Source organism: Nocardia sp. NPDC051030 (genome assembly GCF_040683015.1).
Lineage (GTDB): Bacteria > Actinomycetota > Actinomycetes > Mycobacteriales > Mycobacteriaceae > Nocardia.
The window spans coordinates 225,893-245,624 of the sequence record NZ_JBFBCD010000002.1 but is presented as its reverse complement, the minus strand read 5'-3'; the positions used below and the strand labels follow the sequence as shown (position 1 = coordinate 245,624).

19 protein-coding genes are annotated in these 19,732 nt (G+C 67.0%); 9 read left to right on the top strand and 10 right to left on the bottom strand.

Annotation, left to right across the window (positions count from 1 at the left end; translation table 11 throughout):
• Nucleotides 1-56: 56 nt before the first annotated feature.
• The gene (locus AB0N05_RS05650) at nt 57-1,442 is read right to left on the bottom strand and encodes a hypothetical protein (protein ID WP_364687972.1); all 1,386 of its coding nucleotides are present in this window, start codon (nt 1,440-1,442) and stop codon (nt 57-59) included.
• A 266-nt stretch (nt 1,443-1,708) separates the two neighbouring features.
• Nucleotides 1,709-2,506, bottom strand: a complete 798-nt coding sequence (locus tag AB0N05_RS05645) for a helix-turn-helix domain-containing protein (RefSeq protein WP_364687970.1) — start codon at nt 2,504-2,506, stop codon at nt 1,709-1,711.
• Nucleotides 2,507-2,609: 103 nt separating this feature from the next.
• Between AB0N05_RS05645 and AB0N05_RS05640 the strand changes: the two genes are divergently transcribed.
• Nucleotides 2,610-3,506: an NmrA family NAD(P)-binding protein gene (locus tag AB0N05_RS05640; protein ID WP_364689507.1), complete on the top strand. Its 897-nt coding sequence runs from the start codon at nt 2,610-2,612 to the stop codon at nt 3,504-3,506.
• Here AB0N05_RS05640 and AB0N05_RS05635 read toward each other — a convergent pair.
• Nucleotides 3,503-4,633 carry an alkene reductase gene (locus AB0N05_RS05635; protein ID WP_364687968.1) on the bottom strand — a complete coding sequence of 377 codons (1,131 nt, stop codon included), beginning with the start codon at nt 4,631-4,633 and terminating at the stop codon, nt 3,503-3,505. The genes AB0N05_RS05640 and AB0N05_RS05635 overlap by 4 nt on opposite strands.
• Before the next feature lie 65 nt (nt 4,634-4,698).
• Here AB0N05_RS05635 and AB0N05_RS05630 point away from each other — a divergent pair, with 65 nt between their 5' ends.
• Nucleotides 4,699-5,073 carry a MerR family transcriptional regulator gene (locus tag AB0N05_RS05630; RefSeq protein WP_364687966.1) on the top strand — a complete coding sequence of 125 codons (375 nt, stop codon included), beginning with the start codon at nt 4,699-4,701 and terminating at the stop codon, nt 5,071-5,073.
• A gap of 111 nt (nt 5,074-5,184) precedes the next feature.
• Here the strand turns inward: AB0N05_RS05630 and smc are convergent, their stop codons facing one another.
• The 3 genes from smc to AB0N05_RS05615 all read right to left on the bottom strand — a co-directional run bounded on the left by smc (nt 5,185) and on the right by AB0N05_RS05615 (nt 9,789).
• Nucleotides 5,185-8,796: a chromosome segregation protein SMC gene (gene smc, locus AB0N05_RS05625; protein ID WP_364687964.1), complete on the bottom strand. Its 3,612-nt coding sequence runs from the start codon at nt 8,794-8,796 to the stop codon at nt 5,185-5,187.
• A 79-nt stretch (nt 8,797-8,875) separates the two neighbouring features.
• Nucleotides 8,876-9,268 (bottom strand): hypothetical protein, encoded by a 393-nt coding sequence (locus AB0N05_RS05620; RefSeq protein WP_364687961.1) that lies wholly within the window; start codon nt 9,266-9,268, stop codon nt 8,876-8,878.
• An 80-nt stretch (nt 9,269-9,348) separates the two neighbouring features.
• Nucleotides 9,349-9,789 (bottom strand): carboxymuconolactone decarboxylase family protein, encoded by a 441-nt coding sequence (locus AB0N05_RS05615; protein ID WP_364687959.1) that lies wholly within the window; start codon nt 9,787-9,789, stop codon nt 9,349-9,351.
• Between the two features lie 193 nt (nt 9,790-9,982).
• Here AB0N05_RS05615 and AB0N05_RS05610 point away from each other — a divergent pair, with 193 nt between their 5' ends.
• The gene (locus tag AB0N05_RS05610; protein ID WP_364687957.1) at nt 9,983-10,159 is read left to right on the top strand and encodes a hypothetical protein; all 177 of its coding nucleotides are present in this window, start codon (nt 9,983-9,985) and stop codon (nt 10,157-10,159) included.
• 101 nt (nt 10,160-10,260) lie between these two features.
• Here AB0N05_RS05610 and AB0N05_RS05605 read toward each other — a convergent pair whose 3' ends face one another.
• Together AB0N05_RS05605 and AB0N05_RS05600 are read right to left on the bottom strand one after the other, a co-directional pair.
• Nucleotides 10,261-11,385, bottom strand: a complete 1,125-nt coding sequence (locus AB0N05_RS05605; RefSeq protein WP_364687955.1) for an acyl-CoA dehydrogenase family protein — start codon at nt 11,383-11,385, stop codon at nt 10,261-10,263.
• A 2-nt stretch (nt 11,386-11,387) separates the two neighbouring features.
• Nucleotides 11,388-12,620 (bottom strand): acyl-CoA dehydrogenase family protein, encoded by a 1,233-nt coding sequence (locus AB0N05_RS05600; protein WP_364687953.1) that lies wholly within the window; start codon nt 12,618-12,620, stop codon nt 11,388-11,390.
• A gap of 163 nt (nt 12,621-12,783) precedes the next feature.
• Between AB0N05_RS05600 and AB0N05_RS05595 the strand changes: the two genes are divergently transcribed.
• Both AB0N05_RS05595 and AB0N05_RS05590 read left to right on the top strand, forming a co-directional pair.
• Entirely contained in the window at nt 12,784-13,212 is a 429-nt protein-coding gene (locus AB0N05_RS05595; RefSeq protein WP_364687951.1) for a DUF1707 domain-containing protein, read from the top strand.
• A 77-nt stretch (nt 13,213-13,289) separates the two neighbouring features.
• Entirely contained in the window at nt 13,290-13,781 is a 492-nt protein-coding gene (locus AB0N05_RS05590; RefSeq protein ID WP_364687949.1) for a hypothetical protein, read from the top strand.
• A 72-nt stretch (nt 13,782-13,853) separates the two neighbouring features.
• On the opposite strand, the gene AB0N05_RS05585 is transcribed toward AB0N05_RS05590, so the two are convergent.
• The gene (locus tag AB0N05_RS05585; protein ID WP_364687947.1) at nt 13,854-14,240 is read right to left on the bottom strand and encodes a hypothetical protein; all 387 of its coding nucleotides are present in this window, start codon (nt 14,238-14,240) and stop codon (nt 13,854-13,856) included.
• Between the two features lie 89 nt (nt 14,241-14,329).
• On the opposite strand from AB0N05_RS05585, the gene AB0N05_RS05580 reads away from it, so the two are divergent.
• Nucleotides 14,330-15,076: a metallophosphoesterase gene (locus AB0N05_RS05580; protein ID WP_364687945.1), complete on the top strand. Its 747-nt coding sequence runs from the start codon at nt 14,330-14,332 to the stop codon at nt 15,074-15,076.
• Here the strand turns inward: AB0N05_RS05580 and AB0N05_RS05575 are convergent.
• Entirely contained in the window at nt 15,066-15,530 is a 465-nt protein-coding gene (locus tag AB0N05_RS05575; protein ID WP_364687943.1) for a nitroreductase family deazaflavin-dependent oxidoreductase, read from the bottom strand. The genes AB0N05_RS05580 and AB0N05_RS05575 overlap by 11 nt on opposite strands.
• Nucleotides 15,531-15,721: 191 nt before the next feature.
• On the opposite strand from AB0N05_RS05575, the gene AB0N05_RS05570 reads away from it, so the two are divergent.
• The 3 genes from AB0N05_RS05570 (at nt 15,722) to AB0N05_RS05560 (ending at nt 19,732) form a co-directional block, all read left to right on the top strand.
• Complete coding sequence (locus AB0N05_RS05570; protein ID WP_364687941.1) at nt 15,722-16,165, top strand: CBS domain-containing protein; 444 nt, start codon at nt 15,722-15,724, stop codon at nt 16,163-16,165.
• A gap of 19 nt (nt 16,166-16,184) precedes the next feature.
• Nucleotides 16,185-17,474 (top strand): ArsB/NhaD family transporter, encoded by a 1,290-nt coding sequence (locus AB0N05_RS05565; protein WP_364687939.1) that lies wholly within the window; start codon nt 16,185-16,187, stop codon nt 17,472-17,474.
• 104 nt (nt 17,475-17,578) lie between these two features.
• Nucleotides 17,579-19,732, top strand: coding sequence for an acyltransferase family protein (locus AB0N05_RS05560; RefSeq protein ID WP_364687937.1), 2,154 nt, complete (start codon nt 17,579-17,581; stop codon nt 19,730-19,732).

Below are 19,732 nucleotides of genomic sequence, written 5' to 3'. Positions count from 1 at the left end.
ACCATCCCAAGTCCTGCCGTTTACTGCCATCCGCAGGTCAGAGCAGGTTTATCGATTCACCTCGAAACGCTGCCGAGCCCCGAACGCAGTTGTGCCGCAATGATTCGCGCTGCCGCGTTCTGCCAGTTGTGCAGCGTCCGTTCGGGAACCTGGTCCGCGAACCACGACAGCGCCTTGCGCGATACCGGATCCAGATCGGTCCGCTTGGTGCGCACGCTGTACGGCCGGATCCCCGCGACGTAGTAGAAGTACACCGAGTTGTAGTGCCGCCACTCCTCGCTGGTCCCGAATTCCTCCCCCGTGCGCGGCTTCAGCCCCGAAATGCTCTCCCCCAGCAGCGCCTTGAGCTCGGTAGCCCGATCCAACGGCCCCGCCGACTCCCGCCCCGCCAACCGCACATCAATGGCGGGCAGATCGATCAGGGGACTCGACACCAACTTCCCCAGATCCGAGTAATGACTCAAGGCCCGCCGCGTAAGCCGCGCAAACTCGTCCTCCCCGAGCGTCGCCAGCCCGGTGTCGGTCTCCTTACGCGGCAACGCCTCCACGGCCGTCCGCAGCTCAGTTCGCGCCTCCCGCAACTCCGGTGCGGACGCGAAAGCCAGCCGATCCACACTCGCCTGCAACGGCCCATTCAGCACCTGCATCGCAATAGCGGCGGCAATGGCTCCGAACAGCAACGCCACCAACGCGGTCCGCTCCCCCGCCAGCACGATCGCGATCGCCGCCTGCCCGCCGAACACCGCCGCGGTCCCCACCGAAACCAGGAGCGACCGCATCATCTCCGCCCGCAGCGCCTCCCCCTCGTCGAAGGCATCCAATGCCGCGATCCCCACCCCGAGCAACACCAGATCCACCGCCACCGCGGACAACATTGCCGTGCGCGGCACCACATTCAGCCCGACCAGAATCAACGTCGCACTCAGCCCGAACATCAGTCCGCCGACAATGAGCAGACCGGTAGCCGAACGCCGCGCGCCGCTTCCCCATCCGCGCTGCTGCCCGAGCGCCAGCATTGCCCCGACCAGCGCCAGGATCACCACCGCGCCGAGCACATACCCCGCAGGCTTCACTCCGGCCGCAGCGAGCAATGCCACCACCGCGCACACGGGTACGAGTCCCCACCGCCACCACTGATCGGCGCGAGTAGTGCGCTCATCCCCGCCCGCACCGCCCGTCTCCCCGGCACCGCCGGTGGAACTTTCGGCCCGCAGCCGCACGAACACTCCAGTCCACGCAATGGCGGGCAGGCACACCAGCACGACCCGAACGCCGTCGAACCACGCGTCCCCCGGCCCGACTCGATCCACGATCACCGCCACGGCATACGCCAGCAACCCAGCTCCGGCCCTGCGCAACACCGGCTTCCGCGCATCCCGCACCAGCAAATACAGCCCAAGCCACCAGGCAACCCCGAACGCAACGGCCGACACCCACACCACCGCCCGAGTTTATCCCGCCCGCACCCCACCGCCAGGCCGCCGAATCCGGTGGTACCTACCCCTTTTGTGAGGCACGCACCCGCTACGGGCGCCCACAGCCGGTGTGTACCGAACCGAAAGGGTGCGAACCACCGAGTCTGTGCGGCGGCACCAGGCATTCAGTCGGCCCGGAGGTGGTGAGGGAGCGCTGGTGGCGGCAAAAACGCGATATCCACGCCACCAGTGCTCCCTCAGCAATTCGGGGGGTTGGCGGAGTTGGGTGTGGTTCAGGTGTTTACGGCGGTTCGGCGGCGGCGGTGGGCTTTTTGGCGGCAGGCGGGGGAGCAGTAGCGGGCGGGGCGGCCGGTGCCGGTGGGGTGGATGGGGGTGGCGCAGATCGGGCAGGGGGTGGAGGGGGTTTCGTTACGGCCCGGGGTTTCGTTATGGGCAGTGGGGGAAGTTTCGGGTTTCGTTGCTCGCGGATTCGCGGGGTGGGTTCGCATGGCGTCGAGGACCAGGGCGGCCGGGCGGGCCAAGGGAACGGGGTGGCGGGTTGTGTTGTGTCCGGCCATGTCCAGGCGTTGGATGGCGACGCAGCCGGTAAAGAGGGCGAGGACGTCCGCGAGGGTGAGGTCCGCGCGCACCGCGCCCTGTCGCTGGGCGGCGGTGAGCAGGTCTTGCAGGGCGGCGTGGAATCGCGCTCCGGCGTCGCGCAGGAGATCCTTTGGCCAGCCGTCGGTTTCGACCAGGTCGCACAGGGCCTGGTTGCCGGGGGTGGAGATGATCACCTCGGTGCAGAAGGCGAAGAAGGCGATTCCGGCGTCGGGGGCATTGCGGTAGCCGATGGCCAGGGCGGTGAGGCGGTCCATGCGTTGTTGCATGACCGCTTCCAAGAGTGCGGTTTTGGTGGGGAAATGGCGGTGCACGGTGCCTGCGCCGACTCCGGCGCGGCGGGCTATCTCCGAGAGGGAGACGGCGGTGCCGACTTCGGCGAAGGCGCGCTGGGCTGCCGCGAGGACGAGGGCGCGATTGCGGCGGGCATCGACGCGTGCGTTCGGTGCGGTGCGGGTTGATGGCGCGGACATTTCGTTACACGGTTCCTTTCCGGCGCTGGCGAACCCGGTACCTGCGCTCGTAGCGTCCGAATACGGGTCGACCGACCCGAATACTACCGATGACAGGGTGAACATGTCTGCTCACAATGACCTCGTTCTGGTCACCGGCGCTACCGGCAAGCAGGGTGGCGCTACCGCACGGCAGTTGCTGGCCACCGGACGTGGGGTGCGGGCGCTGGTCCGCGACCCGAAATCTGCTGCGGCGCAGGAGCTTGCCGCCGCGGGGGCCGAGCTCGCCGTCGGGGATTTCGATGCCCCGGAGTCCGTCGTCCCGGCGCTGTCCGGCGTTCGCGCGGTTTTCCTGGTGCCACCGGCCACGTATGAAAATGGCGGCTGGGACGTCGATCTGGAGGCTCGCCGCGGGGAGGAACTGGTTGCGGCGGCCAAGGCTGCCGGAATCGAACAGATCGTCTTCACGGGTATCGCGTCCTTCGAGGGCGAAAACCGTTGGGGTGCGGCCGGTAAGCGGCGCATCGAGGAGGCGGTGCAGACCAGCGGCTTGCGCTGGACGATTCTGCGGCCGGTCCGCTTCATGGAGAACTATTTGATGCAGGGCTTTCCGGTGGACGGCATCAATGGTGGCGTGCACCGGCATCTGTTCCCGGCGGACAAGCCGTTGCAGATGATCGCGGTCGATGATGTCGCGGCGTTCGCGGTGCTGGCCCTGACCGATCCGGAGCGCTTCCACGGCCACGTCGTGGAGTTGGCCGGTGAGGCCCTCACTCCCCCGGCGGCCGCCGCCATCATCAGCGAAATCACCGGCCACCCGGTGCGATACGAGGAGATCGGGGAAGCGGAGGCGGCCGCCCTGGGTTCCGAGATCGCCGGTGTCTGGCACGTCACGCGGGAGGGGCGGGGCTGGCATGCCGATATCCCCGCCCTCCGCGAAATCCACCCATCCATGCGGACTCTCGCCACCTGGCTCACCGAATCCGGTGCGGCGCGGTTGAAGCCGCTGCTGGCGGGCTAGGCCGCAACGCTCGACGCCTCGGACCGGGCTGCCGCCGATTCGGCCAGGGTGGGGTAATCGTTGTACCCGTTCTCGCCGCCGACGTACATGAGTGGCTCATCCCGCAGCCGATTGAGCGGCGCGCCGGTCCGGAGGCGTTCGACCAGGTCCGGATTGGCGATGAAGGCCCGGCCGAGCGAGATCAGATCCGCACCGGCGGCGAGCAGGTCCAGGGCGGCCTGCCTGCCGCCGTCCTCGGGCAGCGGCATGCCCCAGCCGAGGTTCGGGTTGGCGATGAGCTTGCCGGGCCAGATGCGCCGAATCTGCTGGAAGATGGGGCTTTTCGGGTCGGCATTGACCAGGTGCAGGTAGGCGAGGTGCTCCGCGGCCAGCGCGGTAACCAGCGCCGAGTAGAGGGCTTCGGTATCGGTTTCCACGATGCTGTTGACGGTCCCGCCGGGGTAGAACCGCACGCCGACTCGTTCGGCACCGATGGCGTCGGCGACGGCCGTCACCACTTCGACGGTGAAGCGGATGCGATTCTCGATCGAGCCGCCGTAGCGGTCGCTGCGCTGATTGGTGTTCCCGGCCAGGAACTGGTGCGGCAGCATGCCATTGGCGCTGTGGATTTCCACGCCCGCGAATCCGGCGTCGATGGCATTGCGGGCGGCGGCCACGTAATCCGAGATGGTGTCGGCGATTTCGGCCAGGGTGAGTGCGTGCGGGACGACGGCGTCCTGCAGTCCGTTCGCGGTGTGCACGGTTTCCGGCTGCGCGACCGCCGAGGCCGAGACCGGGGTCCGGCCGCTATTGTCCGGGTGGCTGACGCGCCCGCCGTGCTGAATCTGCACGAACATCCGCCCGCCCTCGGCGCGCACCGCGTCGGTGACGCGACGCCAGCCCGCCACCTGCGAATCGGTGTACAGGCCCGGAATATTGGGGTAGGTCTGGCCGACCTGATTGGGAGTGGTGCCCTCCGCGATGAGCAGTCCGGCACCGGCGCGCTGCGCGTAGTGGGTGGCCATGAGTTCGGTCGGAGTGCCGTCCGCCGCGGCGCGATTGCGAGTCAGCGGGGCCATTACCAAACGGTGCGAAAGCTCCAGGTCACCGAGCCGGACGGGGCTGAAGATGTCTGCTGTGTTCGTCATGCCGGTACCGTAAAACCTGACATTGATGTGAGAGGCAAGCCCTGATCTGAAAGGCCAGGTGGCGGATGCGAATTGGGGAGCTGGCGAAGCGTACCGGGGTCAGTGAGCGGTCGTTGCGCTACTACGAGGAGCAGGGCTTGCTGGTGTCGGAGCGCACGCCGGGCGGACAGCGGGATTTCGCGGAGCGCGCGGTGGATCGGGTGATTCACATTCAGGAGTTGTTCGCGGCGGGCCTGCCCAGCAAGAAGATCTACGAAATCCTGCCATGCATGCGGGACACCGATGGCGGGGCGAATGAGCGGGCGACGCCGAAGCTGGTCACCGAATTGCGTTCGGAGCGGGACCGGATCGATCGGACGATCGCCGACCTGCTGCGTTCACGCGAGGTGCTCGACGATGTGATCGGCCGCGCGGGAGAACGATTCGCCGCCGCGCCGTAGCACGGCGGCGAGAGATCAGTTCAGCGCGCCGCCGTAGTCCGGCAGCTTGAACGTGCGCTGGGCGTGCCCGCCCGAGAGTGAGGACGAGCCGGAGCCGCCGCCCGAAAGCGACTAGGTTGCCGTCGCCCCCACCAGGTTCTCCCCGCGCATGCGCTGCGAGATCACCTGCGTAATGCCGTCCCCGCGCATGCTGACGCCGTAGAGCGCATCGGCGATCTCCATGGTCGGCTTCTGGTGGGTGATGACGATCAGCTGGCTCTTCTCCCGCAGCTGCTCGAACAGGCCGATGAGGCGGCGCAGGTTGGTGTCGTCCAGCGCGGCCTCGACCTCGTCCATGACATAGAACGGTGAAGGCCGGGCGCGGAAGATGGCCACCAGCAAGGCAACCGCCGTCAGCGACTTCTCGCCACCGGAGAGCAGCGAGAGCCGCTTGACCTTCTTGCCCGGCGGGCGCGCCTCGACTTCCACACCGGTGGTGAGCATGTCGCTGGGATCGGTGAGCAGCAAACGGCCTTCGCCGCCGGGGAACAGCTTGGCGAAGACGCCCTCAAATTCGCGCTCCACGTCCTCCCATGCCTCGGTGAAGACCTGCAGGATGCGGGCATCCACCTCGGCGACCACATCCAGGAGGTCCTGGCGGGCCTTCTTGACGTCCTCGAGCTGGGTGGCAAGGAAGTTGTAGCGCTCCTCCAGGGCCGCGAACTCTTCCAGCGCAAGCGGATTCACCTTGCCGAGCGTGGTGAGATCCTTCTCGGCGCGTTTGGCGCGGCGTTCCTGGGTGGCGCGGTCATACGGCATGGGCTGCGGTTCGCGAACCGATTCGCCGCGCTCCTTGGCCTGCTCGTACTCCATCATTTCGAGCGCGGTCGGCGGCATGAGCACATCGGGGCCGTACTCGTTGATGAGATCGTCCAGGGCCAGGCCGAACTGTTCGGAGATGGTGGTTTCCAGCTGTTCGATGCGCAGCGCGGCCTGCGCGCGGGCCACCTCGTCGCGGTGCACGGCATCGGTGAGCTGAGCGAGTGAGGTATTGAGCGCGCGGGCGCGTTCCTTGGTCTGCTCCACCTGGGCGGCGAATTCGGTGCGGCGGCGCACCAATTCGTCGCGGCGAATGGCGGCCTCGCCGACCACCTTCTCGAGTTGCGCGGCGACCTTGTCCGCCGAGTCGGCGACGGCGGCGGCGACCTCGGCGGCCTGGCGGCGCGCGGCCTGGGCGCGTTCCGCGCGGGCGCGGTTCTCGCGTTCCGCGCGGGCGGCGCGGCGCAGCCCGTCGGCCTTGCCGCGCACGGATTCGGCGCGTTCCTCGGCGGTGCGCACGGTGAGCCGCGCCTCGACCTCCATGGACCGGGCCTCGGCGAGTGCGGCGGCGGCCTCTTCCCGGGCGTGTCCGGCGGCCTCGGTGCCCGCCGATTCATGCCCGTCCTCGGACTGTTCGGATTCGGCGTGCCGCAAACGGTCTTCGAGTTCGGCGAGTTTGGCGAGGGTGTCCTCGCGGCCGGTTTCGGCATCGGCGCGCTGGGTGAGCAGGCGGTCGCATTCGCGCTGGGCGGCGCGGGCGGTCTGGCCGAGACGGCCGAGCCGGTCGTAGATGGCGACCAGGGCCTGATCGGATTCGTGCAGGGCGAGCAGGGCGTGGTCGACGGCGTCCTTGCGGTCGGTCTGCTCGGCGAGCGCGCCCGCGAGAGCGGCCTCGAGTTCCTCGGCCTGCCGCTGCCAGGAAGTGAGTTCGTCCTTGGCGGAGTCGATCTCGGCCTGCACCTCGAGCTGACTGGGTGCGCGGTCGGAGCCACCCAGCAGCCAGCCGGAGCCGGTGAGGTCGCCGTCGCGGGTGACCACGCGCAGTTCCGGGCGGGCGGCAATGACCTGGGCAGCGGCGGGCAGATCCTCGGCGACCGCGATTCCGGCGGTCAGCGCGGCAATGGCACCGCGCATGTGATCCGGGCAGTCCACGATGTCGGCGAGCCAGCGCGCCGAGCCGGGTAGCTCACCGGCGGGCCGGGTATTCGACTGTGCGGCACCGGCGTAGACGAGGGCGGCACGACCACCGTCGGCGTCCTTGAGGGCGCGCACGGCGGCGTGGGCGGAGGGCCCGGTGTCGGCGGCGACGGCATCGGCGAGCGGGCCGAGCGCGGCGGCGACGGCGGCTTCGAACCCGCCCTGGACGCGAATCAGTCCGGACAGCGGTCCCAGCAGTCCGTCGGCGCGATGCTCGAGCAGCCAGGCCGCACCGTCGCGGCGGGCCAGGCCCATGGTGAGAGCTTCGATGCGCGCGCCCAGCGAGGCGACGCGCTTTCCGGCCTCCCGGTCCTTCCCGCGCAGTTCGGCGACCCGCTCGTCGGCATGCTTCAGGGCTTCCGCGGCGTGTTCGTATTGCGCGTCGAGCCCGGCCTCGCCCGCGTCGAGCTCGCTCAATTCACTCTGGACCGACTCGAATTCGGTGTCGGCGTCGGCGCCGCGCTGGCGGGCATCGGAAATCTGGGTGGAGATGCGCGCGATCTCGCCGTCCACGGATTGGGCGCGGGTGCGCAGATTGTCGACCTGCCCGGAGAGCCGGACGAATCCCTCGCGGCGATCGGCAATGGCGCGCACGGCGGCGAGATGCGCCTGTTCGGCGGCCTTGGCGGCTTGTTCGCGCTCGTAGAGCTGATCGCGTGCGGCTTCGAGGGTGCCCGCGGCGATTTCGACCGATTCGAGGAGTTCGGCCTCTTCGGCTTCGACGCGCTCGGCCTCGCTTTCCAGTTGTTCCGGGTCGCGTCCCATGCCGGTCGGCTGGTCGATAGTCAGATTCCGTGCCCGGTCCCGCGCGATTCGAATAGTGGCATTGACGCGTTCGGTCAAAGCGGACAGCTGGAACCAGGTTTGCGCCGCCGCCTCCGCGCTCGGCGTCAGCTTGGACAGCTCGAATTCCTGCTGGGCCAGCGCCGCATTGGCGGCATCCAGCTCGGCGTGCACATTCACCTGCTGTTCGCGGGCGTAGGACTCCTTGCTCTGCTGGCTCTCCAGTTCGCGTCGCCGCGCCACCAGATCATCGGCGGCCAGCCGCAGTTTGGAATCCCGCAATTCGGACTGCACGGTGGCGGCGCGGCGCGCCACCTCGGCCTGTCGTCCGAGCGGTTTGAGCTGTCGGTGCAGTTCGGTGGTGAGGTCGGTGAGGCGGGCCAGATTGGCCTGCATGGCATCCAGTTTGCGGACGGCTTTTTCCTTGCGCCGCCGATGCTTGAGCACGCCCGCGGCCTCTTCGATGAAGGCGCGGCGGTCCTCGGGCCGCGATTCCAGAATGGCCGAGAGCTGGCCCTGCCCGACGATGACGTGCATTTCGCGGCCGATGCCGGAGTCGCTGAGCAGCTCCTGCACATCCATGAGGCGGCACGAATTGCCATTGATCTCGTATTCGCCCGCGCCGTCGCGGAACATGCGCCGGGTGATCGACACCTCGTTGTACTCGATGGGCAGTACCCCATCGGAGTTGTCGATGGTCAGCGTCACTTCGGCGCGACCGAGCGGGGCGCGGCCCGCGGTGCCGGCGAAGATGACGTCCTGCATCTTCCCGCCACGCAGTGCTTTCGCGCCCTGCTCACCCATCACCCAGGTGAGCGCGTCGACAACATTCGACTTGCCCGATCCATTCGGCCCCACCACGCAGGTGATGCCCGGTTCGAACCGCAGTGTTGTCGCGGACGCGAAGGACTTGAACCCCTTCAGCGTCAGACTCTTCAGGTGCACAGCAGGCCAGGCTACCCGCTCCCCCGCGATTGCCCCGAGTATGCCGGAGAACGAGTCCCGTTCCCCGGCTCTTCTCTACCTAGACGACGGTGACCGTCAGATCGAATTCCCCGCCCTGCGTCGACCCGATAATGATCTGCCAGGTCCCCGCAGTGACATCGGCGGTGTACGGCGACGACACATTCGCCGCCGACTTCGCGCCGCTCGGATCGAAGACCGCGAAGCTCACCGGCCCGCTGGTCTCCACGGTCATCTTCTGATTCCCCGCAACCTCCACCACATACGTGGTGCTGCTTCCCTTGACCACGGTGTCATGCACGGTGGCCGTATTCGTCCCCTGCGCGAACACCAGGGGTGTATGCGACAGAACATCGGCGGACGAGTTCCCAGCCATGGCGAACCCGATAACGGCAACCAGCACGGCCAGCACGACGGCGGCCCGGCCCTTGCTACGGAAGAATCGAACGATCATGCACCACTAGTACTCCGTCCGCCTCCCAACCCCTAATCCAAAGCCCTTCCCCCCACGAGGGATTCGGATTCATCGAGGGGCTACTGGCCGAGTGGCTCCAACTGGAGGGGGACGCCGAGGCGGTTCCACAGGTTGATTTGGGCCGTGATGGCCACCAGGCCGCCGCGTTCGCCCTCGTCGAAGTGCTTCTCGACATCCGCCCAGGCGGCGTCGGTGACGCCGTGGGGGCCCAGTGCCGTTGCCTGCTCGGCGTATTCCAGTGCGGCCTTCTCGACCTCGCTGAACAGCTTGGACTCCCGCCACGCGTTCAGGTGGTAGATCCGCTGCTCGGTTTCACCCTCCTTGCGGGCTTCGGTGGTGTGCATATCGATGCAGAACAGGCATCCATTGATCTGTGAGACCCGGATCTTCACCAGTTCGCGCACGGTCGCATCGAGCGGTCCCCGGCGAATGGCTACCTCCGCGGCCATCCACGCCTTGTAGACCTCAGGTGCGACTTCGCCCAGATTCAATCGCGACATGTTCTCGTCCCTTCATGATGTGGCATTCGGATTCGGTACATCCATTGGACGAGACCGCGGTTGCCGACGTGACGGGTCCACGACTGTGTGCTCGGTCACACCATTGCCGTGGGAGGGCCGGACGGCGGAGTTTGCGGCCACGCAGGGTTGCTGCGATTGTGCGAAAGTCGGCAAACCGGACCATAATTCGGGCGTGGTTGCAGTCGTTCTCATTGCGCTCGCGGAGCTGATCTTCGTTTTCGGTCCCGCATTGGCGCTGGTTATCGCGTTCGCCGTACGCGGGTCCGCCCGGAACGCCATGGCGGCGACAGCGGCCGGGCGCGCAAGTGCCGCGCGGATACCGGTGCCCCGCGGCGCTCACCGGCGGTGACCGAAGTCCTCGCACGACACCGAGCCCCGGCGAACCGGTGATCGGTTCGCCGGGGCCCGGCTCTTTTCACCGGTCCACCCCTGGAACGGTGCGTCCATGTACTACGCGCGCGTGAGGGCGGCGTAACGGGCGATGTGCTGGTCGGTGGTGCCGAACTCGTACTGAACAGCGGTCAGGCGCTTGAAGAAATGGCCGATGGCCAGTTCCTCGGTCATGCCCATGGCGCCGTGCAGCTGCACGGATTCCTGGCCGATCAGACGGGCCGCGCGGCCGATGGTGGCCTTGGCCGCCGAGGCAGCCTTGGCGCGGTCGACGGGGTCGGAGTTCAGCTTCAGGGTGATCAGATACGTTGCGGCGATGGCCTGTTCGAGCTCGAGGTGCATGTTCACCATGCGGTGCTGCAGTGCCTGGAAGCTGGCGATGGGGACGCCGAACTGGTGGCGTTGCTTGGTGTATTCGACGGTGTCGGCCACGACTTTCCGCATGGCGCCGACGGTTTCGGCGCATACCGCGGCAATGGCCTCGTCGAGGGTGGCGGCAATGGCCCCGCCCGCCTGCTCGAGCAGCAGGGAATCGCCGGGCAGACGCAGGTTTTCGAACGTCAGGTCGGCGGCGCGGCGCTCATCGATGGTCGGGTAGGACTGCACGGTGAGCCCGGCGGGCGGGTTGGCGGCATCGAAATCGACCACGAACAAGGCGATTTCGCCGTCGACCGAGGCGGTCACCAGCAGGTGGGTGGCCAGGGGCGCGGAGGTCACGACGGTCTTCACGCCGTCGAGCACCCAGTCGTCGCCGTCCCTGCGGGCGGTGGTGGCGACATTGGTGTAGTCGTAGCCGGATCGCGGTTCCAGCGCGGCGAATCCGGTGATCACCTCACCGGCGGCAATGCCGGAGAGCAGATCCTCGGCGCGCTTGCCGGAGGCGCGGCGGAGCAGCCCGCCGCCCACGACGACCGTGTCCACATACGGTTCCAGCACGAGCGCGCCGCCCAGTGTCTCGGCAATGATCATCGTCTCGATCGGGCCGCCGCCGATGCCGCCGACCGATTCCGGCAGGCTGGCACCGAGAATGCCGACCTCCTCGGCCAGGCTGTGCCACAGTTCCGGCTGCCACCCGGCCCCGGTTCGGGCTGCGGCGCGGCTGTTTTCGAGGTCATAGCGGGCCGCGAGGAACTCCGTGACGGTGTCGCGGAGGAGTTCTTGTTCGGCGGTGAAGGTGAAGTCCATGGCTAGAGTCCCAGGGTCGCTTTGGCGATGATGTTTCGCTGAATCTCATTGCTACCGGCGTAGATCGAGCCGGCGCGGTCATTGAAGTACCGCAGCGGGGCGACCGCCTGCCATTCGTCGCCGCTGACGAAACCGTCCGCGGGCGGGGTGAAGTCGGCGATCGGGCCGCCGGGCATGGTGCCGTGCGGCTGATAGGCGCGACCGCGCGGGCCCGCGGCCTCCAGGGCGAGTTCGGTGAGCGCCTGGCTCAATTCGGTGCCGAGGATCTTGATGGTCGAGGCGGCCGGGCCCGGATCCTTACCGCTGGAGACCAGCGCCAGGGTGCGGTACTCCAGAATCTCCAGCACGTCCGCGCGAATGCGGGCATCCGCCAGCTTGGCCGCGAAGGCCGGATCATCCAGCAGCACACCGCCATTCGGGCCGGGCTGGGTGGCGGCCGCCTGCGCCAGCTCCTCGGCCAGCACCTGCAGGGCGGGTGCGGCCGCGCCGCCGCCGCGCTCGAAGTTGAGCAGGAATTTGGCGACGGTCCAGCCGTCGTCGATGCGGCCCAGCACATTCGCCTTGGGCACCCGGACCTGATCGAAGAAGACCTGGTTCTGGATCTGCTCACCGGAAGTCATGACCAGCGGCCGGATTTCGATGCCCGGGGTGCGCATGTCCATGAGCAGGAAGGTGATGCCCTGCTGCTTCTTGGCCTGCTTGGAGGTGCGCACCAGGGCGAAGATCCAATTGGCTTCGGTGGCGTGCGTGGTCCAGATCTTGGAGCCGGTGACCACCAGGTCGTCACCGTCGTCGACCGCGGCCATGGACAGCGAAGCCAGATCCGATCCGGCCTCGGGCTCGGAATAGCCCTGGCAGAAGAAGACCTCGCCGGTGAGGATGCCGGGCAGGAAGAAGTCCTTCTGCTCCGGGGTGCCGAATGCCATGATGGCGTGCGAGACCATCCGGATGCCCATGGGCGACAGGTTCGGCGCGCCCGCGAGGGTGCATTCGCGCCCGAAGATGTAGTGCTGGGTGAGGCTCCACTCGCAGCCGCCGTACTTGGCGGGCCACGCGGGGGCGGCCCAGCCGCGCTCATGGAGGATGTGCTGCCACTCCATGCTGGCTTCGTGGTCGGGGTAGACGCTCGTCGACAATCGACCGGCACGCCGGAGATCGTCGGTTAACTTTTCGTCGAGGAAGTTGCGTACTTCGTCGCGAAACGCCAGATCGGCGGGGGACCAGTCCAGATCCACGATGACTCCTTGTATGAGAACTGGTGCTAACTCTCTCACCGTATCCCACCCGCTGGCAAATGTGCTGTCACCCGCCTTCACTTTCCCTTGCTTGACATTCCATTGTGGAGGTTTACCATGAGATTTACACGTTCCATAGTGGAACATCTCCTGGAGGATCGACATGGACATCACCACCGGCACCCGCGCCTCCGACGCCGAGCGCGCCCAGGTAGCGGAACTGCTCGGCCGTCACATGTCCGACGGCCGCCTCGACGCCATCGAATACAACGAACGCCTCGCCCAGGTCTACGGCACCGCCACCCGCGAAGACCTGCAACAGGTATTGCAAGACCTGCCCAACCTGACCAAACCGGCTGCCACCAAAAGCACTTCCCGCACCCGCTTCCCCATCTGGCAGCGCATAGAAGGCAGCGCCTGGCTGGGCGTAGGCCTCCTCTGCCTCTTCATCTGGGCCGTGATCTCCATGGCCGCAGGCGAATTCACCTACCCCTGGCCGATCTGGGTAATCGGCCCCTGGGGCGCAGTCCTGGCCTTCCGAGCCCTCATGGGCTGGGAATCCAAGGCATGCACCCCCCACCGCACCCGCTGAGTGTTCAACCATGCAGGGGTCTACTCGACGTTTACCTGCATGATCGAACACTCGTCGACTGACTACCGGAGTAGGCCATGACTGGGTATGCAGTGCTGGTTGGCGCACACATAGTTGTCGGAACCGCGGGGCTGCTCTTGGGGCCGGTGGTTGGCTGGGCCGATACGCGCCGCCATACGTGGGCGCGCACTCTTGGCTATTGGTACCTGGGAATCACTGCCGCCGTGTGTATTACAGCCACCTGGATGGTCCTGGTGCGGCGCACCGACCTGTGGTGGCTGATCCCCGTTTCGGCCCTGACCTTCGCCTTGGCAGTTCTCGGCCGCTACGCCCTCTTCCGCCCCGAGGCCTGGACTCATGCCTATGTGCACGGCTTGGGTGGCTCCTACATAGCCCTGATCACCGCCACGGTCGTGGTCAGCTTCGCGCTCGACGGCCCGCTCTACGGCGCATCCGAACTCATCGCCTGGCTGGGCCCCACCGCCATAGGCGCACCCCTACTGGAGCTCTGGCGAAAAACACTCATCCCCCGCCTCCACGACACCCCACCGGTCCACCTACAAACCTGATCGACTTCACCCACGTTTCCACGTCTTCACCCATGCAATTGCGTGAGCAAAGACCAGGAAAAGTAGGTGAAGTCAGCGAATTCGCCATTGGGGCGGCGGGGCTTTGGTGGCTCGGGTTATGGCGGTGCGCCAGCGGTTCGCTGCCGCGGTGAAGTCGGTGAGGTCTGGCCAGGTCCAGCGGACGACTTGGGTGCCGAGGGCGCGGAGGGCATCTTCGCGGAGCTTTTCGTTGTAGACGGCGTCTGCGGTGGAATCGCCGGGCTTCAGGAGGCGGCCGTATTTGGATCGGCCGTCGAATTCGCCGATTACGCCGAGGGTGGGGAGGCAGAAGTCGACTCGGGCGATGAAGACGCAGGTCCGGTTCAGGACCGTTGTTTGCAGCTCCGGTATGGGGAGGCCGAATTCGTGCATGCGGACTCGGCTGAGTGATTCGCCGGGGCTCTCGCTGCGGGGATCCATGAAGTGGATGGCGCGGCGAGCGCGGCCGGTGCCGGGGCGGCGGGGCCAAAGGAATTGACAGTGGGTGTGGGGTGTGGCTGGCTGACGGGGTGAGCGGCAGGTTCGAGGGGAACTCCGGGGTGGTGCGGATTGCGGCGGTGGGCGATCTGCATATGAGTGATCGGATCCGGGGGCGGTTTCGGGAGGCGCTGCTCGGGGTTGGGGAGCACGCCGACATGCTTTTGCTGGCTGGGGATTTGACCGACGGCGGGTCTTTGCGGGATGCGGACGCGCTGTGTGCGGAGATTGTGGACGTGCCGGTGCCGATGGTGGGAGTGCTGGGGAATCACGATCATGATCGGCGGTTGGGGTATCGGATTGCGACCATGCTCAAAGGCGTGGGGGTGCACATGCTGGATGGGGATTCGATCACCCTCGGGGTCAAGGGGATACGGGTCGGGATCGCCGGGGTGATGGGCGGGAGTGGCGGGTTTCCCGGGTACCCCGGAAATCCGGATGAGGGGAGTCTCGAGCATCGGGAGCGATATAGGCGGGGGCCTGCCGACGCGATTCGGTTGCGGGCGGCGCTGGAGACCCTCGCGTGCGATATTCGGGTGGCGCTCATGCACTTCGCCCCCGTTGTCGACACCCTCGTCGGCGAACCACCCAAGATCTTCCCGGGATTGGGGTGCCATGACCTGGGTGAGGCAGTCGATGGCGGTGGGGCCCAACTCGCGGTGCACGGGCACGCACACGGCGGAACGGAATGCGGGCGGACGGCGGGAGGCGTTGCGGTCCGGAATGTTTCGTACCCCGTGATCCGGAGCCCGTATCGGGTGTACGAGCTCAGCTGCTGAGGCTGTGCAGGGTCAGCTCCACCAGCGGGACATCGTCGATGCTGCCGCCGATCGCCGCTTCGATGACGCCGCTCAGTTCGCGGTAGGCGGCGGGGTGGGTCCGTTTGTATTCGGCCAGAACGAGTTCGGACTCGTCGAGGGCGAGCGTGCGGGCGGTTGCCGGGACGCGGTGGCGCAGGCCGATGCTGACCCGGCAGGCGGGATTCGCGGTGAGGTTGCGGTACCACTGGGCCTTGGTGCCGAAGCCGGAGGCGATGACGATCGTGTCGGGGGTTGGGCGGGACACGGTTTCGAGGGCCACGTAGCGGGACTCGCCGGTTTTGCGGCCGGTGTGTTCGAGCAGGAGCAGGCGGTGGCCGAAGACGAAACCCAGTCGGGCTCGGAACAATCCGATGGGGGCTCGGACAAACCAGCGGGTGCGCAACAGTTTTGCGCCCAGGTCGGCTCTGCTCACGATTTCGATGGTAGGCCGGGACGGGGATATCCTTACGGCCTTACCTCTTGTGGTGTGCCGGGAAGTCTGGTCGGCCGATCCGAAAACTCGGATCGTAGGGTCCGACCTGGGAGTTTCGGTGACGTTGCGGTATTCGATCTTGACGTATTCTGCTCGCGTGAATCTACGGCGCAGCGTCGTATCCTGCACATATGCATGCCGCTCAGATGGCCGAGGAATACCCGGTGATCGATATGGACTCCGACGCTATCGACGCGGCGAGACTGCTGGCCGAGCATCGGCTTCCCGGGATTCTGGTGGTCAGCGCCGATGGCTGTCCGCAGGCGGTGCTACCCGCCTCGCAGGTGGTGCTGTTCATCGTGCCGAAGTATGTGCAGGACGATCCGTCGCTGGCGGGGGTGCTGCCGGAGACCATGTGCGGTCAGGTGGTGAGCCGGTTGCTCGGCAAGAAGGTCCGGGATGTGATTCCGGAGCGGCTCAGCCAGATTCCGGCCGCGAAGGCGGACGACAATATCGTCGAGGTGGCGGCGCTCATGGCCAAGTTCAAGACGCCGCTGGTGGCGGTGCTGGACGGCAAGAAGCTGCTCGGTGTGATCACCTCCTCGCGTTTGCTGGAAGTGGCGTTGAACAATTGAGCCCGCCGGGGCGGTCGGCATGACCGTCCTGGCCATCGGCGTCTTCGCGGTCGCCTATCTGCTGATCGCGTCGGAACGCGTGCACAAGACCACGGCCGCGCTGGCGGGCGCGGGCGTGGTGATCGCGCTCGGCATCATGAGCTCGGACGATGTCTTCTTCTCCCATGAGACCGGCATCGACTGGAATGTCGTGTTCCTGCTGCTCGGCATGATGATCATTGTCGGCGTGCTGCGCCAGACCGGCGTCTTCGAGTACACGGCGATCTGGGCGGCCAAGCGCGCCAAGGGTTCCGCGCTGCGGGTCATGATCCTGCTGACACTCATCACCGCCACGGCCTCGGGCTTCCTCGACAATGTGACCACCGTGCTGCTCATCGCCCCGGTCACCATGTTGGTGTGCGAGCGCCTGGACGTCCCGCCCGTCCCCTTCCTGATCGCCGAGGTGCTGGCCTCGAATTTCGGCGGCGCGTCGACCCTGATCGGCGATCCGCCCAATATCATCATCGGCAGCCGGGCGGGCTTGTCGTTCAATGACTTCGTGGTCAATATGACCCCGATCGTGCTGATCGAACTGGCCGTGTTCACGCTCATCCTGCCGCGTCTGTTCCGCGGTTCGTTCACCGTCGATCCCGCACGCGCCGCCGACATCATGCAACTCGATGAGCGCGAGGCCATTCGCGATCCGAAACTGCTGATCAAGTGCGGAATAGTCTTGGCCGCGGTCTTCGCCGGATTCTTCGGCCACCCGATCTTCGGGCTCGAACCCGCCCTGGTGGCGCTGCTCGGCGCGGGCGTGCTGGTGCTGGTTTCCGGTCTGCCGCAACGGGATTACCTGGCGGCGGTGGAATGGGAGACGCTGCTGTTCTTCGCGGGCCTGTTCGTGATGATCGGCGCATTGGTGAAAACCGGTGTGATAGAACGACTCGCGAAATCCGCCACCGAACTCACCGGCGGCAATGCCCTGGTCGCCACCATGCTGATCCTGGTGGTGTCGGCGCTGCTGTCCGGCATCATCGACAACATCCCCTATGTCGCCACCATGAGCCCGCTGGTGGCGGAACTGGTGGATTCCCTCGGCCATGACGCGCAGTCGCAGACGCTGTGGTGGGCGCTGGCGCTGGGCGCGGATTTCGGCGGCAATCTGACCGCGGTGGGCGCGAGCGCGAATGTGGTGATGCTGGGGATCGCGCGGCGTTCGGACCATCCCATCTCGTTCTGGGAATTCACCCGCAAGGGCATCGTGGTGACCGCGATCACCGTCGCGGTGGCCGCGCCGTACCTCTGGCTACGGTATTTCGCCTTCGCCTGAACCGGGCGGAAGGCCCTGCTGACCGCGACGAAGGCCACATTACGGTCAAGATCTGGGTGGCGATTGGGAAATTTCGAGCAACCACTACGAGAATGGTCGCCGCCATGTCCTTATCCCACACCGATCGGCCCGCGCACACCGCGCCGGACAGCGACCCTCAGGCCGCACCGGTGCGAAACCCCGGTCCCGGGGCCTATCGCACCGATCTGGACGGGCTACGCGGCATAGCCATCGCCCTCGTGGTCGCCTTCCACATCTGGGCCGGACGCGTCTCCGGCGGCGTGGACGTGTTCCTGGTGCTGTCCGGTTTCTTCTTCACCGGCATGCTGGTGCGCCGCTCCGATTCCGGCCCGGTGGGTGTACCCGCCACCATTCGCCGCACGCTGCGGCGGCTGCTGCCCGCCATGGTGGTGGTGCTGGCCGCCGTGGTGGTCGCGACCGTGGTGCTGCTCCCCCACACCCGCTGGTCCGATATCGCGGCCCAGACCGTGGCATCGCTGTTCTACTACCAGAATTGGTATCTGGCGCTGTCCTGGTCGGACTACCTGGCCGCCGACCCGTCGGTGAGCCCGCTGCAACACCTGTGGTCCATGTCGGTGCAGGGCCAGATGTATCTGGTGCTGCTGCTCCTGATCGCGACGGTCACCTGGATCACCCGGCACTCCGCCCGCGCCCTCGCCCTGCGATTGGGCCCTTCCCATCCGGTGCTGCGCAGGATCGGACCGGCGGGATTGCCGCGGCTCGCGCTGGGCGTGGTGTTCCTCGCGCTCGCGCTGGCCTCGTTCTGGCATGCCGCGCACGGCGTTTCGACGCAGCAGGGCTGGAACTACTACGACACCGTCGCCCGCGCCTGGGAGCCCCTGGCGGGCGGGCTGCTGGCCTTGGCGGCTCCCTACATCAATTTGCCCCGCCCGGTGCGGGAGGCGTTCGCCTGGGCGGGTATCGCGGCCATTGTGGCGTGCGGGTGGCTGGTACACGGTTCGGCGGTCTTCCCCGGCCCGGCCGCACTGATCCCGGTGACCGCCACGGTCGCGCTCATTCTGGCCGGAGCCGGTCGCGATACCGTCGGGCAGCCCGCAGTCAATCGCCTGCTGGCCAGCGGCCCGATCGTCACGCTCGGTTCCTTCGCCTACGCGCTCTACCTGTGGCATTGGCCGATTCTCATCTTCTACCTGGGCGAACGGCATCAACGCGACGCCGGTGCGCTCGGCGGCCTGGTCATCATCCTGGTTTCGCTGGTGCTGGCCTACGGCACACACCGTTTCGTGGAGGAACCGCTGCGCCTGCGCGCGACGCCCACCACCCCGGCGCGCACCCGCATGCTGGCCGGTGTCGCGGTCAGCACCGTCGGCGTGCTGCTGCTCGGCTCGACGCTGGCCTGGCAGTGGAGCAATAGCGCGAAGGCGCATGCGGTGGGCGAGCTGGATCCGGCCAAATATCCGGGTGCGCTGGCCCTGACCGAGGGTGCGCTGGTGCCGCGCGCGCCCATGCGGCCGACGGTCGAGGAGGCTCCCGCCGATATCGCGTATCCGACCCGCGACGGCTGCATCTCCGACTTCGACACCCGCGCGGTGGTCACCTGCGTCTACGGCGACGTGGACGCGCACCGCACCATTGCCGTGGTCGGCAATTCCCATGCCGAGCATTGGATTCCGGCCTTGCAGATCCTCGGCGAGCAGTACCGCTTCCGCATTGTCGTGTACTTGAAGATGGGCTGCCCGCTGACCGTGGCGGAGGAGCCCATGTACAAGGGCCAGAACAATCCGGACTGCAAGGACTGGTCGGCCGACGTGATCGACCGGCTCGGCGCCGAACGCCCGGACTGGGTGTTCACCACCGGCACCCGCCCGTCCGACAATGGCGGCGACGAGACCCCGCAGGACTATGTGGATGTCTGGTCGGCGCTCTCGGATCGCGGCCTGAACGTGCTCGCCATGCGCGATACACCGTGGTTGCGCCGCAATGGCATTCGCTACCGCGCCATCGATTGCCTGGCCAGTGGCGGCAATCGGGTCAGCTGTGGTTTGAAGCGCACCGATGCGCTGTCCGCGGTGAATCCGGCCGCCGAGCCCGCCGCCGCCAACCCGAATGTCCATCTGCTGGACCTGAACAATGCCGTCTGCGAACCCGACGAGTGCGCGGTGGTGGAGGGCAATATTCTCGTCTATCACGACGAACACCATTTGACCGCAAGCTATTCGCGCTCCCTGGCCACCGAGCTGGGACGGCAGTTGCAGCCATTGCTGGGCTGGTGGTGA

Excerpts from the sequence above, each read along its gene's own strand:
- AB0N05_RS05645 (WP_364687970.1), bottom strand. The coding sequence starts at position 2,506 with ATGTCCGCGCCATCAACCCGCACCGCACCGAACGCACGCGTCGATGCC.
- AB0N05_RS05640 (WP_364689507.1), top strand. The coding sequence starts at position 2,610 with ATGTCTGCTCACAATGACCTCGTTCTGGTCACCGGCGCTACCGGCAAG.
- AB0N05_RS05635 (WP_364687968.1), bottom strand. The coding sequence starts at position 4,633 with ATGACGAACACAGCAGACATCTTCAGCCCCGTCCGGCTCGGTGACCTG.
- AB0N05_RS05630 (WP_364687966.1), top strand. The coding sequence starts at position 4,699 with ATGCGAATTGGGGAGCTGGCGAAGCGTACCGGGGTCAGTGAGCGGTCG.
- AB0N05_RS05620 (WP_364687961.1), bottom strand. The coding sequence starts at position 9,268 with ATGATCGTTCGATTCTTCCGTAGCAAGGGCCGGGCCGCCGTCGTGCTG.
- AB0N05_RS05615 (WP_364687959.1), bottom strand. The coding sequence starts at position 9,789 with ATGTCGCGATTGAATCTGGGCGAAGTCGCACCTGAGGTCTACAAGGCG.
- AB0N05_RS05605 (WP_364687955.1), bottom strand. The coding sequence starts at position 11,385 with ATGGACTTCACCTTCACCGCCGAACAAGAACTCCTCCGCGACACCGTC.
- AB0N05_RS05595 (WP_364687951.1), top strand. The coding sequence starts at position 12,784 with ATGGACATCACCACCGGCACCCGCGCCTCCGACGCCGAGCGCGCCCAG.
- AB0N05_RS05590 (WP_364687949.1), top strand. The coding sequence starts at position 13,290 with ATGACTGGGTATGCAGTGCTGGTTGGCGCACACATAGTTGTCGGAACC.
- AB0N05_RS05585 (WP_364687947.1), bottom strand. The coding sequence starts at position 14,240 with ATGGATCCCCGCAGCGAGAGCCCCGGCGAATCACTCAGCCGAGTCCGC.
- AB0N05_RS05570 (WP_364687941.1), top strand. The coding sequence starts at position 15,722 with ATGCATGCCGCTCAGATGGCCGAGGAATACCCGGTGATCGATATGGAC.
- AB0N05_RS05565 (WP_364687939.1), top strand. The coding sequence starts at position 16,185 with ATGACCGTCCTGGCCATCGGCGTCTTCGCGGTCGCCTATCTGCTGATC.
- AB0N05_RS05560 (WP_364687937.1), top strand. The coding sequence starts at position 17,579 with ATGTCCTTATCCCACACCGATCGGCCCGCGCACACCGCGCCGGACAGC.